This window comes from Pigmentiphaga sp. NML030171, from assembly GCF_002188635.1.
Classification (GTDB): Bacteria; Pseudomonadota; Gammaproteobacteria; order Burkholderiales; family Burkholderiaceae_B; genus Pigmentiphaga; species Pigmentiphaga daeguensis.
Window position 1 is genome coordinate 63,629 of the sequence record NZ_NINX01000042.1, and the last position, 15,827, is coordinate 79,455.

15 protein-coding genes are annotated in these 15,827 nt (G+C 69.5%); 2 read left to right on the forward strand and 13 right to left on the reverse strand.

Going from position 1 to position 15,827, the window contains the following annotated elements; all coding sequences use genetic code 11:
* Positions 1 to 56 precede the first annotated feature (56 nt).
* On the forward strand, positions 57 to 965 hold the full coding sequence (locus CDO46_RS21885) for a LysR family transcriptional regulator (protein ID WP_176400815.1): 909 nt from the start codon (positions 57 to 59) through the stop codon (positions 963 to 965).
* Here the strand turns inward: CDO46_RS21885 and CDO46_RS21890 are convergent.
* The 11 genes from CDO46_RS21890 to CDO46_RS21940 are packed head-to-tail and all read right to left on the reverse strand — an operon-like array spanning position 962 to position 12,435.
* A complete protein-coding gene (locus tag CDO46_RS21890; protein WP_087840717.1) occupies positions 962 to 2,389 on the reverse strand; it encodes an NAD-dependent succinate-semialdehyde dehydrogenase in 1,428 nt (475 codons plus the stop codon). The genes CDO46_RS21885 and CDO46_RS21890 overlap by 4 nt on opposite strands.
* 26 nt (positions 2,390 to 2,415) lie before the next feature.
* A complete protein-coding gene (locus CDO46_RS21895) occupies positions 2,416 to 3,393 on the reverse strand; it encodes a tripartite tricarboxylate transporter substrate binding protein (RefSeq protein ID WP_087840718.1) in 978 nt (325 codons plus the stop codon).
* Between the two features lie 57 nt (positions 3,394 to 3,450).
* A complete protein-coding gene (locus CDO46_RS21900; protein ID WP_087840719.1) occupies positions 3,451 to 5,046 on the reverse strand; it encodes a sulfatase-like hydrolase/transferase in 1,596 nt (531 codons plus the stop codon).
* Complete coding sequence (locus tag CDO46_RS21905; protein ID WP_087840720.1) at positions 5,043 to 6,698, reverse strand: bifunctional 3-(3-hydroxy-phenyl)propionate/3-hydroxycinnamic acid hydroxylase; 1,656 nt, start codon at positions 6,696 to 6,698, stop codon at positions 5,043 to 5,045. Before CDO46_RS21905 ends, CDO46_RS21900 begins: the two co-directional genes overlap by 4 nt.
* Positions 6,699 to 6,717: 19 nt before the next feature.
* Positions 6,718 to 7,014: an NIPSNAP family protein gene (locus tag CDO46_RS21910; RefSeq protein ID WP_087840721.1), complete on the reverse strand. Its 297-nt coding sequence runs from the start codon at positions 7,012 to 7,014 to the stop codon at positions 6,718 to 6,720.
* Positions 7,015 to 7,027: 13 nt separating this feature from the next.
* Complete coding sequence (locus CDO46_RS21915; protein ID WP_087840722.1) at positions 7,028 to 7,876, reverse strand: alpha/beta fold hydrolase; 849 nt, start codon at positions 7,874 to 7,876, stop codon at positions 7,028 to 7,030.
* 1 nt (position 7,877) lies between these two features.
* Positions 7,878 to 8,477 (reverse strand): amino acid synthesis family protein, encoded by a 600-nt coding sequence (locus CDO46_RS21920; RefSeq protein ID WP_087840723.1) that lies wholly within the window; start codon positions 8,475 to 8,477, stop codon positions 7,878 to 7,880.
* A gap of 26 nt (positions 8,478 to 8,503) precedes the next feature.
* Positions 8,504 to 8,974, reverse strand: a complete 471-nt coding sequence (locus CDO46_RS21925; protein ID WP_087840724.1) for a VOC family protein — start codon at positions 8,972 to 8,974, stop codon at positions 8,504 to 8,506.
* A gap of 11 nt (positions 8,975 to 8,985) precedes the next feature.
* On the reverse strand, positions 8,986 to 10,029 hold the full coding sequence (locus CDO46_RS21930; RefSeq protein WP_087840725.1) for a sialidase family protein: 1,044 nt from the start codon (positions 10,027 to 10,029) through the stop codon (positions 8,986 to 8,988).
* 14 nt (positions 10,030 to 10,043) lie between these two features.
* Entirely contained in the window at positions 10,044 to 10,838 is a 795-nt protein-coding gene (locus CDO46_RS21935) for an SDR family NAD(P)-dependent oxidoreductase (RefSeq protein WP_087840726.1), read from the reverse strand.
* 49 nt (positions 10,839 to 10,887) lie between these two features.
* Positions 10,888 to 12,435: an acetolactate synthase large subunit gene (locus tag CDO46_RS21940; RefSeq protein WP_087840727.1), complete on the reverse strand. Its 1,548-nt coding sequence runs from the start codon at positions 12,433 to 12,435 to the stop codon at positions 10,888 to 10,890.
* A 201-nt stretch (positions 12,436 to 12,636) separates the two neighbouring features.
* Here CDO46_RS21940 and CDO46_RS21945 point away from each other — a divergent pair, with 201 nt between their 5' ends.
* Positions 12,637 to 13,386, forward strand: a complete 750-nt coding sequence (locus CDO46_RS21945) for an IclR family transcriptional regulator (RefSeq protein WP_176400816.1) — start codon at positions 12,637 to 12,639, stop codon at positions 13,384 to 13,386.
* A gap of 26 nt (positions 13,387 to 13,412) precedes the next feature.
* On the opposite strand, the gene CDO46_RS21950 is transcribed toward CDO46_RS21945, so the two are convergent.
* Both CDO46_RS21950 and CDO46_RS21955 read right to left on the reverse strand, forming a co-directional pair.
* Positions 13,413 to 14,168 (reverse strand): IclR family transcriptional regulator, encoded by a 756-nt coding sequence (locus CDO46_RS21950; protein ID WP_087840729.1) that lies wholly within the window; start codon positions 14,166 to 14,168, stop codon positions 13,413 to 13,415.
* A 4-nt stretch (positions 14,169 to 14,172) separates the two neighbouring features.
* Positions 14,173 to 15,717: a bifunctional 3-(3-hydroxy-phenyl)propionate/3-hydroxycinnamic acid hydroxylase gene (locus CDO46_RS21955; protein WP_254914653.1), complete on the reverse strand. Its 1,545-nt coding sequence runs from the start codon at positions 15,715 to 15,717 to the stop codon at positions 14,173 to 14,175.
* Between the last annotated feature and the right edge of the window lie 110 nt (positions 15,718 to 15,827).

Genomic DNA, 15,827 nt, shown 5'->3' on the forward strand with positions numbered 1-15,827 from the left:
GCCGCCGCCCGGATAATGAAAAGCACAGTGCCGCCCATAACCCGCGATTTATGCCCATGAGCGACCTCATTCGCCGACTCACCCTGCGTCACCTGCGCCTGCTCGTCATGCTGGGCGAACTCGGCAGCGTTACCCGCACGGCCCAGTTGCTGCACATCACCCAGCCCGCCGTCTCCAAGGCCATCCGCGACCTGCGCGACATCCTGCAGGACCCGCTGTTCGAGCCCACGCCCGACGGCCTGGCCTGGACGCCGGCCGGCAAGGCCACCCTGCAACGGGCGCGCGCGATCCTGCGCAACGTGGAAGACCTGGAACGCGATACCGCCCGGCGCGGCCGCGCCGGCGACTCGCCGCTCGGCCTGGGCCTGACGCGCATCGCCGAGGCGGTGGTGGCGACCGCCCTGCCCTATGCCCTGGCCGAACGCGGCGTGCACGTCAGCCTGCGCCACGGCACGCGCGAACAAATGCACAGCGAACTCGCGGCCAAGTCCATCCACATGGCGTTCGGGCGCTGCGACGCGGGATTCCGCCTGCCCGACTTCGAATACCACCCGCTATATATCGAGAGCTATGCGGTCGTGTGCGGCCGCCATCATCCCCTGGCGGGCAGGACGGCCAGCCTGGAGGAACTGTCGGGTCAGGCCTGGGTGCTGCCCCCGCCGGGCACCTTCGCCCACCATCTGGTGGAACAGGCGTTCCTGGCCGAGAACCTGACCCCGCCCGCGCCCGGCATCGTGTCCACGCTGGGACCGGGCGACGTCCGGCTGGTGGAGACCCAGCCGTTGCTGGCGCTAGCGCCGCGCAGCGAGGCCCGGCGTCTGGTGGAAGCGGGCACGCTGTCCTGCGTGGAAGGATTGGCGCTGCCGCCCCAGCAGATAGGCGCCATCCTGCTGCGCGCGGCCGAGCGGCACCCGGCCTGCGAGCTCGCCATCCGGATGCTGCGCACCGGCCCCGGGGAAACCTAGACCTGGGTGATGAACTTGGTCACCAGATACCCGTCGAAGGTCTCGGTGCCGCCCTCGGTTCCCACCCCGCTGTCCTTGATCCCGCCGAAGGGGATTTCCGCCGGACCCATGCCGAAATGGTTGATGTTCACCATGCCGGCCTCCAGCCCGTCGGCCACGCGCGCGGCCGTCTTCAGCGATTCGGTGAAGACGTACGAGGCCAGGCCGAACGGCAGCGCGTTGGCGCGCCGCAAGGCCTCGTCCTCGGTGTCGAAGGGCACCACCGGCGCCACGGGGCCGAAGGGCTCCTCCTGCATGATGCGCGCATCGTCAGCCAGGTCCGTCAGCACCGTCGGAGCGAAGAAAAAGCCCTGCCCCTCGCGCTGGCCGCCGCCGGTCACGATGCGGCCGCCCCGGCCCACCGCGTCTTCGACCAGCGCCGCCATCGCGGCCACGCGGCGGGGGTTGGCCAGCGGCCCCATCTGCGTGCCCTCTTCCAGGCCGTCGCCCAGCCGGGTCTCGGCCATGGCCTGCGCGAAAGCATCCAGAAAGCGCGGATAGGCGGCCCGTTGGACGTAGAAGCGGGTCGGCGACACGCACACCTGGCCGGCATTGCGCAGCTTGAAGCGCGCCAGCATCGCCGCCGCCCGGTCGATGTCGGCATCGGCGAACACCAGGACCGGAGAATGGCCGCCCAGCTCCATCGTCATCCGCTTCATGTGCGCGCCGGCCAGCGCGGCCAGTTGCTTGCCCACCGGCACCGATCCGGTGAAGGAAATCTTGCGCACGGCCGGCGCGGTGATCAGATGACGGGAAATCGCCGCGGGATCGCCCCAGACGATGTTGAGCACGCCCGGCGGAAAACCGGCATCGTGGAACAGCTCGGCGATCGCGACCACCGCGCTGGGCGACTCCTCGGGCCCTTTCAGGATCAGCGTGCAGCCGGCCGCCAGCGCGGCGGCCACCTTGCGGATGGCCTGCGCGAACGGAAAGTTCCATGGCGAGAAGGCCGCGCACACGCCTATCGGCTCGCGCACCACGAACTGCCTCACGTCGGGCTGGCGCGGCGGAATCACGCGGCCGTAGATACGGCGGCATTCCTCCGCGTGCCACTCCACATGCTCGGCACAGGACTCGACCTCGACCATGGCTTCAGCCAGCGGCTTGCCTTCGTCCAGCGTGATGTCGCGCGCGATCCGCGCGGCGCGCGCGCGGACCAGCGCCGCCACCTGCCGCAGCAGGTCGGACCGCGCCAGCGGAGACGTGCGCCGCCAGGCGGGAAAGGCGCGCTCGGCGGCGGCGATGGCGCGGTCCAGTTCGGCGGCGCCCACGTGCGGCAGGCGGCCGATGATCTGGCCGCTGGCCGGGTTGATCACCTCGCCGCCGGGACCGCCCTCGCCCTCGATGAATTCGCCGTCGATGTAGAAGGACAGCTTGCGGTACATATCCGTGCTCCTGGTTACAAGATTCATCATTGCGCCGTCACGCCCAGTTTCCTGATCAGCGATCCGTATACGGACGCGTCCCGCTCCATCTCGGCGCGGGTCTGCTCGGGAGCCGGTACGCGGATTTCCACGCCGCGCTTGCCGTAGTTGCCGCGCAGCGCCGCATCGTCCATCGCCGTGCGGATCTCCTTGTTGATGTGCGCGGCCAGCGCGTCGGACATCGTGCCCGGCGCGAACACCGAGAACACCGTCGACGGAATCGACCCGGGCTTGCCGCCGGCCTCGGCCAGCGTCGGCACCTCGGGCATGAAGCCGCTGTGCCTGTCCGCCCCGCTCACCAGCACCTTGATCTTGCCACTCTGCACCTGCTGGCTCATCACCAGGCCGCCGGCCATCAAGGCGTCGACCTCGCCGCCCAGCAGCGCGGTCACCGCGGGCGCCACGCCCTTGAAGGGCACGTAGGTGAAGTCCACGCCTTCGGAGGCGGCCAGCATGGCCATGCCCAGGTGGGACACATGGCCATTCCCGCCTGTGCCGACGTTGATGGCGCCGCGTCCGGTACGCGCTTTCTCCATGAAGCCCTTGTAGTCGTTCACGCCCAAGGTGCTGCGCACGGCCACGTACAGGTCGATGTGGCCGACGTCCGCCACGGGCTTGAGTTCCTTGCGCCAGTCGTAGGGCAGATTGGCGTACAGGAAGGGATTGGCGACCAGCGCCAGCCGGTCGACCATCAGCAGGGTCGACCCGTCGCCCGCCGACTTGGCCACGTTGCCCGCGCCGATGATGGCGTTGGCGCCGGGCTTGTTCTCCACCACGAAGACCTTGCCGGTGCGCCTGGCAAGCTGGTTGCCCAGGTCGCGGGCCAGCACGTCGGGTTCGGTGCCCGGGGGATAGGGAACGACGATGCGGACCTGCTCGGGTCCCCAGGGCGTTTCGGCCCGGACCGGCAGGCACAGCGTGCAGGCCAGCGCAAGAAAAACGCAAAGGGACTTCAGACTTGCCATGATGCTCTCCAATGACGACACGGCCGGGCCCCCCCCGGCCCCCACGAGGAAGCGGGCTTACCAGCGCCCGATGACGATGTTCATCATGCGTTCGTGCGCATGCGTACGGGCGGCGACCTGCTCGAAGGTCTCGGTGCAGCGGCGCTGGCGGCGCCAGTTCCAGTCGCACAGCGCCTCGCCCATGCGGCGCAGGACCGGCGCGGCCCAGGCCTCTTCGGCCAGGTCCCGCAATTCGCCAGGGTCCTCCCGCTGGTCGAACAGCTGTGGCCGCAGGCCTTGCCAGTACAGAAATTTGTAGCGGCCATCCGCCAGCATCATGCCGTTGCATTCGGTCACGCCGCGGTCCAGGAACAGCCGCGCCTCGCGATAGGCGTAGTCCAGGAAGCCGACCGCGAACTCCCGCGCCGGCTCACCCGCCTGGCCGCGCACCCAGGGCAGCAGCGACCGCCCCTCGACGCGATGCGCGGGCACGTCCAGGCCCAGCGAGTCCAGGATGGTGGGCACCACGTCCACGCACTCGGCGGTCTCGGCCACGGTCTGTCCGCGCCGCGCATCCGCGGCGGACGACGGGTCGTAGACGATCAGCGGCACGCGCACCGCGCCTTCGAAGAAGTACTCCTTCTCTCCCAGCCAGTGGTCGCCTTGCAGGTCGCCGTGGTCGGAACAGAAGACGATCAGCGTGTCGCGCAGGCGGCCCGCGCGTTCCAGGTGATCGAGCAGGCGGCCGACGTGATCGTCGATCTGCTTGACCAGCCCCATGTAGACGGGCCGCACGGCGCGCCAGACCTCGTCCTGCGCGAACGACAGGGACTCCTCGTGGCGCTGGTAGGCGCCGTGCACCGGATGGGGCCGCTCGCGCTCGGCCTGGCCGCGCACCGGCGCGGCGGCATCCCGCGCCGAATACATGTCGTGGTAAGGCGCAGGCGCCTTGTAGGGCCAATGCGGCTTGATGTAGGACAGGTGCAGCACCCACGGCTGCTCGCCCTGTCCGGCGATGAAATCGATCGCGCGGTCGGTCAGGTAGGCGGTCTCCGAATCGCGCTCGGCCACCCGCGCCGGCAGGCCCGCGTTGCGCAGCAGCCAGCCCGTGGCGAAGCTGCCGTCCGGACCCGTGCTGCCGATCACGTCGCGCTCCCAGGGCCGGTCGCGGTCGTAGCCGTGCTCGATCAGGTAGCGGCGATAGCCGCTGCCCGCGTCCATCTCGAAGTGGCCGTCATAGCGTTCCAGCACCTTGAAGCCGCCTTCCATCAGCCGCTCGCCGGCCGCGCCTTCGGCCGACAGGCCGCGCGCGGCCAGCCCGCGCCGGTCCGGCACGAAATGAGTCTTGCCCAGCAGCCAGCAGTCGCGGCCTGCCTCGGCCAGGTAGTCGCCCAGGCTCCATTCGTCCGCCGGCATGGGCACGCGGTTCCAGGTCACGCGATGCGAACTCGGATAACGGCCGGTGTAGTACGAAGTGCGCGACGGCCCGCATACCGCGGAACTGACGTAGGCGCGCTCGAAACGCGCGCCCATCGCGGCCAGGCGGTCGATGTTGGGCGTGCGCAGCGCGCCGCCCCCGCCGTAGCAGGACAAGGCATCGGCCCGCAACTGGTCGCACATGATGAACAGCACGTTGCGCGCGGCATGGGGCGGGGTAGCGTTCGGCGCGTTCATGCGGCGGCCTCCAGGACGGGTGTGTCGGATGCCGGCTCGGCCGGGGCCGGCAGGAACTCGGCGACGAAGCGCGCCAGCGCGCCGTGCATGTCGGCGTGCCTGCCGGCGGCCGCCACGTAGCGGTCGGGACGCAGCAGCACCCAGTCGGCGCCCGCTGCCGCGAACCAGCGGTGCAGCGCGTTCTCGGTATCTTCGAGCAGGCTCATGCCGGCGGGCGCCGGCGGACGCGAACCCGGCGCGGGACCGCTGCGAGGCAGCGCGACGACAGCCAGCCGGCAGTCCAGGCGCCGCAGCCCCTCGCCCAATCCGGGCGGCAGCGGCGCGGCGGGCGCGCGCATCAGCAACGCGAAGCCCGGGCCGAGCGCATCGTCCAGCTTCTGGAAATCGCCGCCGTCCTTCTCCACCAGCGGCTGGATGAACATGCGGCCGACGCGATCGTCGCGCGCCGCCTGGCCGCTATCCTGCACGACCCCGGCGCGATACCGGGGCATGGGCTTGAACTTCATTTGCAGAACGTAGTCGCGCACCGCCGGAATGCCACGGATGGCGCCGAAAAACGCGTCGCGAAGCCGGGCCAGCCAGGGGTTGCGCAGCGACAGCACCGCGCCGAACCGGTCGGCCAGGTCTATCATCGCCTTGGCATGCGCGTGCCGCTCGTCATGGTAGGACTGCAATGCCTCCGGACGCAGGCGGCCGCCGACAATCCACGCGATCTTCCAGGCAAGATTGCAGGCGTCGCGCAGACCGGCGTTGAGCCCCTGTCCGATCCAGGGTGGCGTGAGGTGGGCCGCGTCGCCGGCCAGACAGACGCGGCCGGCCACGAAGGACCCGGCGATGCGCGAATGATGGGTGTAGACGCGCGCGCGGATCACGTTCAACGCTTCAGGATCCGGCACGTGCGGCGCCAGCAGTTCGCGCACCTTGGCCGGATCGAGGATCTGGCTTTCGTCTTCGCCGTCGAACAGCATGAACTCCCAGCGGCGCAGGCCATACGGCAGCTTCAGGCAGACATAGGGACGCGTGGGCTCGCAATGCAGCGCGGTATAGGGCGCATCCAGGGGGTCCTGGTCGCACTCGATCACCACCCACTTATGGGCGTGGGTCTGGCCGCCGAAAGGCAGCTTGAGCAATCCTTCGCGCACCGTGCTGCGGCCGCCGTCGGCGGCCAGCAGGTAGGCAGCCCGGACCTTGCGCTCGCTGCCGTCGGCACGACGAAGCGTCGCGGTGACGCCGCCCTCATCCTGTTCCAGCGCCAGCAGCTCCACGCCCAGTTCCAACGCGACGTGGGGAAAGCGCGCCAGGCCGGCGCGCAGAGTCTGCTCGCCCAGGGGCTGCGAGAACAGATTGCGCCGGTACCAGCCGAACTCGCGCGTGGCGGGCAGTATCTCGGCGAAGCATTGCTTGCGGGCGCCGTACATGCGCATGGGCACGTTCTGGATCATGTCGCGCAACATGGCCTCGGCCAGGCCGGCGGCCTGGAAGGTGCGCATGGCTTCGTCGTCCAGGCCCACCGCGCGCGGATACTCCAGGATCGCCGGGCTGCGGTCGATCAGCAGCGTGCCGACTCCGTAGGTACCCAGCAGGTTGGCCAGCGTCGCGCCCACCGGACCGGCGCCGACGACCAGCACGGGCACGTCGCAGGACTTGTTCATCCCTGATCTCCGATATGCCTCAGGCCTGCACGAGGATGCGGCTTTCTTGCCGCACCAGCAGGTGCCGGACCGACTTGCGGAAGGCGGCGAACTCGGCGTCCGCGGCCAGCACCGCGCGGCGGCTCGCGCGTTCGTCCAGCGATTCGTAGGCCCACAGGAAGACGAGCTGATTGAGTTCGCCGGTCTCGGTCTGATAGAGGCCGGCCAGGTTGCCCAGGATGCGCGTTTGCAGCGCCTGGGCGGATTGCCTGTAGATGCGCAGGTATTCCGCGCCGCCGCCCGGCACCAGCGTGTAAGTCCGCATTTCCACCATCATGATGTGCTTCTCCTCAGGGCGCGGATGCCGCGCCAAGAAACTCCGTAACGGCCCTCGCGACCCGCTCGGGCTGGTCATCGTGGACGTAGTGGCCCGCATCGGGGATCTCGCGCCAGGCGATCGCAGGATTGCGCGCCGCCATGGCCTGGGCGGTCGCCACGCTCAGGTAGTCCGACCGGCCGCCGCGCAGCACCAGCGTGGGGCAGCGCAGCGCCTCGACCGGCGGCCACAGGTCGACCACCCGGGCCGGGTCCGGATCGAGCCGGGTGGCCTTGATGCCCGCGTGGTCGTAGCGCCAGCGCAGGCGATCGCCGTCCGGCTCCAGCATGTGGCGCAGCCGGGCCGCGATAGCCTCGGGGGTCACGGTGGGCCGGATCTCTCGCATGAAGGCCTCGGCCTCGCCCCAGCCGGCGAAGGACTCGGGCGTGCGGGACAGTTCCGCTCGGATACGCCGGGCGCCATCGCTGTCGTCGAAGGCGCCGGGTCCGGCGTCCTCGACCACCAACCTGCGCACCCGGTCGGGATGGGCGGCGGCGTAGACGATGGCATTGATGCCGCCCATGGAGTGTCCGAGCAGATCGAAGCGGGACAGCCCCAGTTGTTCGGCCACCGCGCGTACCTCGTCGACATAGGCGTCGGTGTAGTAGTTGTGCCCCAGGTCCCAGTCGCTCTGTCCGCGGCCGCGATGGTCGAGCGCCAGCACCCGGTAGCCGGGCTGCAACGCGCCGGCCAGCCCCTCGAAGGTATCGGCGAAGCTGCGTATGCCGTGCAGCATCAGCACCGGCCAGCCGCCGGCATCGCCCCAGTCCACGACGTGCAGGTTCAGGCCCGCGCAACGGACGGTATGGTCGCGGCGGTCCATGTCAGTTCAACCCGTCGCCGACGATCTCGCTCGCCTTCAAGCCACCCAGGCGGGCATGCAGCCGGCCGCGCGTGGCGAAGGCAAAGGCGATCAGCACTTCGTCGCGGTTGGGCGCATCGTTGAACATGGCCGACACCGTGTCGTAGTGCGAGCGCACGTACAGCGCGTCCTTGTGCGCCAGCGGAATGTCGATGACCGTGCCCGGACCGCCACGCTTGCCGGTGGACGGCACCCACGACTGGCCGCCGCCCAGCGCCGCGCGCACGGGCTCGGCGAAAACCGTGGTCAAGAGCGCGTTGCCGTGCTCGTACTCGCCGTCCGCGCCCACCAGGCAGGCCTTGCCGTAGCTTTCGATGGGCGTGCCGGCGGCGGCCTCCTGGATGCGGCGGCCGAACTCCGCGCCCAGCAGGTTCGAAGGCTCGATGTACGCGCCCAGGTTGTCCTCGTAGCGGCCGGCATAGGGGTTGTGCAGCACCGCGGCCACGACGATCTTGCGCAGCGGTTCGCCGTCGGCGGGCATGCCCGATTCGGTGGCCAGCGTGTCCTCGATCTGGAGGTACCACTTGCGGATATGGTAGGGGCCGAAGTTGGGGGATCTCATGATGGGTTCCGTGATTCGATAGAGATTCAGAGCGGCCGCAGGTCGATGGGGTCGCTGGGCGCGTGATACTGGTTCAGGATGCGCTTGCCCTCTTCGTCGTCGTGCACCGTGTGGCAGAAGAACTCCAGGCGGTGGCCGTCGGGATCGTGGAAATAAACGCCGTAGCCGACCTTGTGGTCGGTGGTCTTGACCACCTCGACGCCCTTGCGCAGCAGCATCCCGTACAGACGGCGCAGTTCGTCGACGTCGCCGTCTATCTCCAGGCCGTAGTGCTGCATGTTGATCTGGCCGCGCGACAACGGCGAGCCGTCGGCCGACTCGGCGCGGATCAGCGCGATGTCGTGGTGCTTGACGCCGAACGAGAGGAACACCCACTTCTCGCCGCGCGCGGTCTCGGTCATGCCCAGCACGTCCTCGTACCAGGGGCCCGACTTGAACGGATCGGCCACGAACAGGGAAAGATGCGTGCGCGTGATCCGGGGCTTGATGTCCTGCATGGCGTGTCTCCTCAGGCAATGGACTGCGGATGCGCGTGCACCGGCGCCACGTGGGGCGTCCACGCGACCGAGGTGATCTCGCTGAAATCGCGCCAGTCCTTGAACCAGCTGCACCCGCCATCCATGGAGCGGAACAGGTGGCCGTATTTGGTGCCGGCCAGCACGAAGCGCGGATCGGCCGCGTGCGTGCCGAAGGCCCAGAAGGTCGAATTGGGCGCGGCATGCAGCAGCGCCCGCTGCCAGGTCACGCCCCGGTCGGCCGAGCGGTAGATGTGGCTGCGCGTGCCGGGCGTGCCGTCGCCGATGGCCAGCAGCAAGGCGCTGCCGTCGGCCAGGGGCTGGGCGGTGCGGGTGTAGTACATGCCGTCGAAGCGCAGGCGCGAGGGTTCGCCCGCCCACGCCCGCCCGTCGTCGGTGCTGGCATAGACGGTGTTGACCGACAGCACCAGCGTCTTCTTGGGCTGCCCGTCCGCGGGCGCGAGAATGGTGACGCCGTGGATGTCGGGGTTGGCGATCGCGCCTTCGCGCGCGCCTTCCTGGTCGACGCGCGTCCAGGTATCGCCCCGGTCGCCGCTGCGCCAGGCACCGCCTTCTTCCACGCCGAACCAGACTTCGCCCGCCACCGCCGGGTCCACGCAGATGGCCAGGATGCGCGGCCGGTTCACGCCCCGGCAGAACTCCGGGATCTCCGGCGGCAGCCGGGTCCAGCTCGCGCCGCCGTCCAGCGACCGGAACATGGCCGCGCGCGAGGGCGCGCCGGTGCCGGCATACATCACGGACGGCTCCAGCGGATCGATGGCCAGGGCCCAGACCGTCATGCCGTCCGCGGGCGAGGCGACGCGCGAGAAATGCGCGCCGCCGTCGGTACTCAGGCAGATACCGCAATCGGCTCCGGCGAACACGCGGCGCGGGTCGGCCGGATCCACCGCCAGGCAGCGGACCACGCCGTCGAACTCGATGGCTTCCTTCAGACCCAGCCGGTGCCAGCTCGCGCCGTCGTCGACGCTGCGCAGGATGCCCTGTCCGGCGGTTCCCACCAATAGCGTGCCTTGCATGGTTCCTCTCCCGCTCAAAGGAAAATGCCGCGCGTGATGCCGCCGTCCACGCCTATCGACTCGCCAGTGATGGCGGCCGCACGGGGCGAGGCCAGGAACAGGATGGTGTCGGCGATCTCGGCGGGCGTCAGCGTGCGCCGGATTGGCGTGGCGCGGATGTAGTTGGCCTCGACCTCGTCCACGCTCAGTCCCTGCTTGGCGGCTTCCTTCTCGTACAGCTCGCGGATGTGGGGCGTGTCGACCACGCCGGGGTGGATCACGTTGACCGTGATTCCATGAGGCCCGAGCTGGTCCGACAGGGTCTTGGTCATGTGGCACACGGCCACGTTGCGCATGCCCGAGAGCTGCTTGCTGCCGCGCCCGGTCAGGCCGCCGATGTTGACGATGCGCCCATAGCCGCCGGCCTTCATGTGCCGCGCCGCTTCCTTGGCGCAGCGCATGTAGCCCACGACCTTGATGTTGATGTCTTGCAGCAGTCCCTCGGGATCGGCCAGTTCGATCTCGCTGCGCACCAGCCCGCCCGGATGGGCCGCGCCGTTGACCAGGATGTCCAGGCGGCCGAAGTGCCCGGCCACGCGATCCATCATTGCCGCCACCTGCGCGGTATCGGACACATCGGCCGCCACCGGCAGCACGTCCACGCCATGCGCGGCGCGGATCTCGCGCGCGGCCGCGTCGAGCTGAGCCTGGTTGCGCGAGACGATCGCCACGTTCACGCCTTCGGCCGCCAGGGCCTCGGCGGTCGCCCGTCCTATGCCCAGGCTGCCGCCCGTCACGACCGCCGCGCGGCCTTTCAGTTCTAGGTCCATCATTTCTCCAATGAATCGTTGTCGGCGCGGCCCCAAAAGGCCGCCGGCACTACAGTTGCATTTCGATCAGGGTCGGCCCGGGACGCGCGCACGCGGCGGCGAAGGCCTCGGCCAGTTCCTCGGCCGTCTCGACCCGGCTGGACGGCACACCGTAGCCGTCGGCCAGCCGCGTCCAGTCGATGCGCGGCCGGTCCAGGCTGGTCAGCGCCTCGGCCTGCGGACCGGGCTGCTCGCCGCGCGCCAGTTCCTTGCGCAGGATTCCGTATTGGTGATTGGCGGCGATCAGCACGACCACCGGCAGATTCTCGTGGGCCAGCGACCAGAGCGTCTGCACCGTGTACTGCGTGCTGCCGTCCGACAGCAGCGCCACCACCCGGCGCCCGGGGCTGGCGATCGCCGCGCCCAGCGCCACCGGCAGCCCCTGTCCGATCGCGCCGCCGGTATTGGTCAACGCGGTGTGGCGGGCCGAGGCGGCCGAAGCGGCGTAGAACGGATAGCCGCAGGTGCCACCCTCTACCGAAACGATGGCGTCCTCGGGCAGCAGGCGCGCCACCGTGGCCGAGATCGCGGCGGGGGTCAGCCGGCCCTGCTGCGCCGGCAGGGGCGCCGGCGCGGCGTCTTGCCAGGCGGGCGCCTCCAGCATCCCGGCCAGCGCCTCCAGGTAGTCCGCCACCGGTTCGCCCGGCGCCCCCAGCGCCATCAGCCGGCCGGGCTCCACCATCCGGCTGGGGTGGCCCTCGTAGCCGAAGTAGGTCACGGGCGGCAGTGCGCCGGCCAGTACGACCACATCCGCTTCGTCCAGCACCTCGCGGGCGGGCTCGGGGAAATACGGCAGGCGATCGAAATCGGGCAGGCCGCCGCCGCGCTCGGCGCGCGACGGGAATGTCTCGGCGTAGGCCGACGCGCCCAGCGCGGCACACAGCCGGGCCGCGGCCCGCTGCCCGCGGGCGCCCAGGCCGCTGGCCGGTCCTCCGCCTCCCAGCAGGAACAGTGCCTTGCGCGCGGACTTCAGCCGCGCGGCGCAGGCCGCCAGGTCGGGGGCGGCTACGGGCTCCGCGTGGGCATCGGCACCGGCGGCGTCATCGCCCGCGCCTGCCTCGCCCACCTGGAAATCGGCCGGGAAAATCACGGTCGCGCCCTGCCCGCCGCGCGCCAGGCTGGCGCGCACCGCTTCCCGGCCGGCCCGCGCGGCGTCCCCGGCGCTGGCCACCCGGTGCACCCAGCCCGACACCGGCCGCGCCAGCGACTCGATGTCGGAGGTCAGCGGCGCATCGACCGGCAGATGCCAGCTCATGTGGTCGCCGATCAGGTTGACGATCGGGGTATGGGCACGCCGGGCGTTGTGCAGGTTGGCGATCCCGTTGGCGAAGCCGGGCCCCAGGTGCAGCAGCGTGGCCGCCGGCACGCCGCGCATGCGGCCGTAGCCGTCGGCGGCGCCGGTGCAGACGTTCTCCTGCAGGCCCAGCACGCAGCGCATGCCGGGCACGGCGTCGAACGCCCGCACGACATCCAGTTCCGTCGTGCCGGGATTGGCGAAACATACCTCCACGCCTTCTACCTGCAAGGCCGCCAGCAAGGCTTGCGCTCCAGTCGTCATGTCGAACTCCTTTTTTTCAGTATTATCGCTATTCGATAAAAATGTAAATTCAATAAAAATATTGTCCCATTAATTTCGATAGAAATTTGCTTATTTGATAAATTTGCATAACCTTGCGGGACGAAGACGGTCTCCGGCTTGCCAAAGCGCCGCCATTGCGGCACCCTGGCGGGCTTCGTTTTCCCCTGCCGTCCGCCTCTCATGAACAGCCTTCGCCGCATGCTCGACGTCCTCGATCTCTTCAGGCCCGACCAGCCTGCCGTTGACGTCGACGTGATCTGCAACCAGCTCGGCTATGCGCCCGCCACGGCCTATCGCTACATCCGGGAGCTCTGCGCGGTGGGCCTCCTGGTGCGGCTTCCGGGGGGATATGCGCTAGGGCCGCGCGTGATCCAGCTCGATCTGCAGATGCGCGAATACGACCCGATGCTCAACGAGAGCCGGGACCTGATCGAGGCTTTGGGGGAAGAAACGGGCCTGAACGTGCTGTTGAGCGAGCTGTACGGCAGCACGGTCATCACCGTGCACCACCACCCGGGGCGCGACGTAGAGCCGCTGCGCTTCGGCCGCGGCCGTCCCATGGCCCTGCTGCGCAGCGCCACGGCGCGCGTGGTGCTGGCCAGCCTGCCGCCCCGCCAACTGCGCCGCCTGTACGACGAGCATGCGCAGGAAGCGGACATGCAGCGGCTGGGCACGAGCTGGAAGGACTTCTCGCGCGCCATGCTGGAGATACGGCGCGCGGGATATTGCCTGTCCGTCGGCGACCTCGACCCGGACAAGGCCGGGATCGCCGCCCCCATCTTCGACGAACGCAAGCGGATACTGGGCAGCATCACCGCGGTGGGATCGGTGGACCGCTTCCAGGCCTTCAACGAGGAATATCTGGCCAAGCGGCTGCGCGAGGCCGCCGCGGAGATCACGCGGCGGATCTCGCAGGGCGCGCAGGCCTGAGGCGCTTCGGACCGGGGCTGAGGCCCTCAGCCCGCCAGTTCGTCGGCGATCCGGCCGGCGGCCTGCCTGACCAGTTGCACCACGCGCGGCACGTCCACCACGTCGATGCGCGGCATGTCTATCACCACTGACAAGGCGCCCCAGACGGCGCCGTCGGCCTTGGGTATGGGCGCCGCGATGGCCGCCAGTTGCGGCTCCAGCTCGCCCCGGGACACGTAATGGCCGGCCCGGCGGATCGCGGCGTAGTACTTCCGGAAAGCCGGCCACTCGGTGGGCAGGCCGGCCCGGGCGATGTCGCCGGGATGCGCGTCGAACAGCTTGCGCAGCGACGCTGGCGGAAACGACGCCAGGATGACCTTGGGCGCGCCGCCGCTGAACAGCGGGCGGGGGCGCCCCCGCCCGTAGGACAGCGTCGCGGGCGCCTTGCCCATTTCGCGGTGCGTGTCCAGGATCTGCGAACCGAACCAGGCCGAAGTCACGCAATCGAAGCTGGTCTTCTCCACCAGTTCGGCCATGTGGGGAATCGCCACCTGCAACAGCGGATCGGCCCGCCGGATGTAGTAGTCCAGCACCACGATGCGCGGGCCCAGCGCATAACGCGAGTCGCCGGCACGCTGGAGCAGCCCCGCATCGCCCAACGTCTTCACGTAGCGATAGCCGGTGGGCAGAGACACGTCCAGCAGCGACGCGATCTCTTCGGCGGTGCGCGTCAGGTGCTCGTCGTCGAACAGGTCCAGCACCCGCAGCATGCGTTCCAGGCTGGTGGCGGATTTTTCTTCCATGCGGTCATCGGGACAAAGCCACCCCGGCCGCCGGCAGGCGGGCCGTGATGCGCTCGAGTTCGTCGGAGGTGCGCGCCACGCCCATCAGGTAGCGGTCGGGACGCAACACGACGGCCCGCGCGCCGTGCGCATCGAGCCAGACCGCTAGTGTACGGCCCGGACGGTCGAGCACCGCCGCGTCCATCGCACGCCAGCGTTCTCGCGTGGCCTCTCCCACCGCGCCCACCACGCCGGGCGCGCCGATGATCGCCATGCGGTTGCCCAGCGCCTCGTCCAGCAGCCGGCCGTCGTCCAGACGCGGCTGCGGAAAGGGCAGCCCCGCTGGCGCGGCCGCATCGCCCTGAAGTCCCGGTCCCAGGGCGGGAGACGGAAACTCGAAGATCTCCGGTTCGCCGGCCGAGAAACGCAGGTCGCGTTCGCGTGCCGCGTCCGGATCGGTGGCCTGGATGATGCCGCCCAGGCGCACGGCCAGTTCCACGAAAGCCCGCACGTGCGGCGCGCGCTCGGACTCGTAGGAATCGAGCAGCGCATCGCCGGCCCGCCCACGCAATACCGCCTCGAGCTTCCACGCCAGGTTGGCGGCATCGCGCATGCCGGCGCACATGCCCTGCCCCAGGAACGGCGGCGTCTGGTGCGCCGAGTCGCCGGCCAGCAACATGCGGCCCTTGCGCCAACCATGCGCAAGCACGGAGTGGAAGGTATAGACCACGGCGCGTTCGAGGTCGGCCTGCTCGGGGGTAACCCAGCGGCGCACGAGGCGCCACAGCGTATCGGGCCGGACCAGCGCGGCGGCGTCATCCCCCGGCATGATCATGATCTCCCAGCGCCGGCGGCGGCCGACCACGTTGCAGTAAGTCATGGGCCGCGCGGGATCGCAGTATTGCACCGTATGAGCGGGCAGCGACGAACCGTCGTCCTTCAGGATCGCATCGAAGACCAGCCACGGCTGGTGCAGGCCCAGGTCCTCCATCCTGCTGTCCATGGTCTTGCGCACCAGCGACCGGGCGCCGTCGCAGCCGACGACATAGCGGACGCGCGCGATACCGCCGTCCGCCAGGTCCAGCTCGACCCAATCGCCGCGCTCGCGCAGGGCCGTCACTTCGCAACCCAGCCGTACCGCCACCCCCGCATGGCGGGCAACGCCCTCGCGCAGCACGCGTTCCAGCTCGGGCTGGTGGAAGTAGTAGTTGTTGGCGCATCCGTGCGGCCCGTCGTCGGCCGTGCCGCCCCGGATCAGCAGGGTCCTGCCTTCGGCGTTGACGAAGTGCATGCCCTGGCTGCCGGGCCGCGCCACCTCCAGCACCGCCTCCCGCAGGCCCGCATTCTGGAAGATCCGCATGACCTCGCCGTCGAAATGGATGGCGCGCGGCAAGGGATAGACCTGGCGTTCCTTGTCCAGCACCAGTACCGACAACCCCGCCTGCCCCAGCAGATTGGCCAGCAGGGCCCCCACCGGCCCGTAGCCGACAATCGCCACGTCGGCCGTCATCGAGGGACGTTCACGCATGGTGGCCGGCTTCCATGCGGCATGGGAGGGTTGCACTGCCATTACTTCTCCTTCTTTCTCTTTAAAAGAGAATAAAAGTTGATTTTTTGTTTGTCGTGTGTTTTTAATATATACGAATTCTCTTATTTTGATAATAGATAAACAAAAATCAC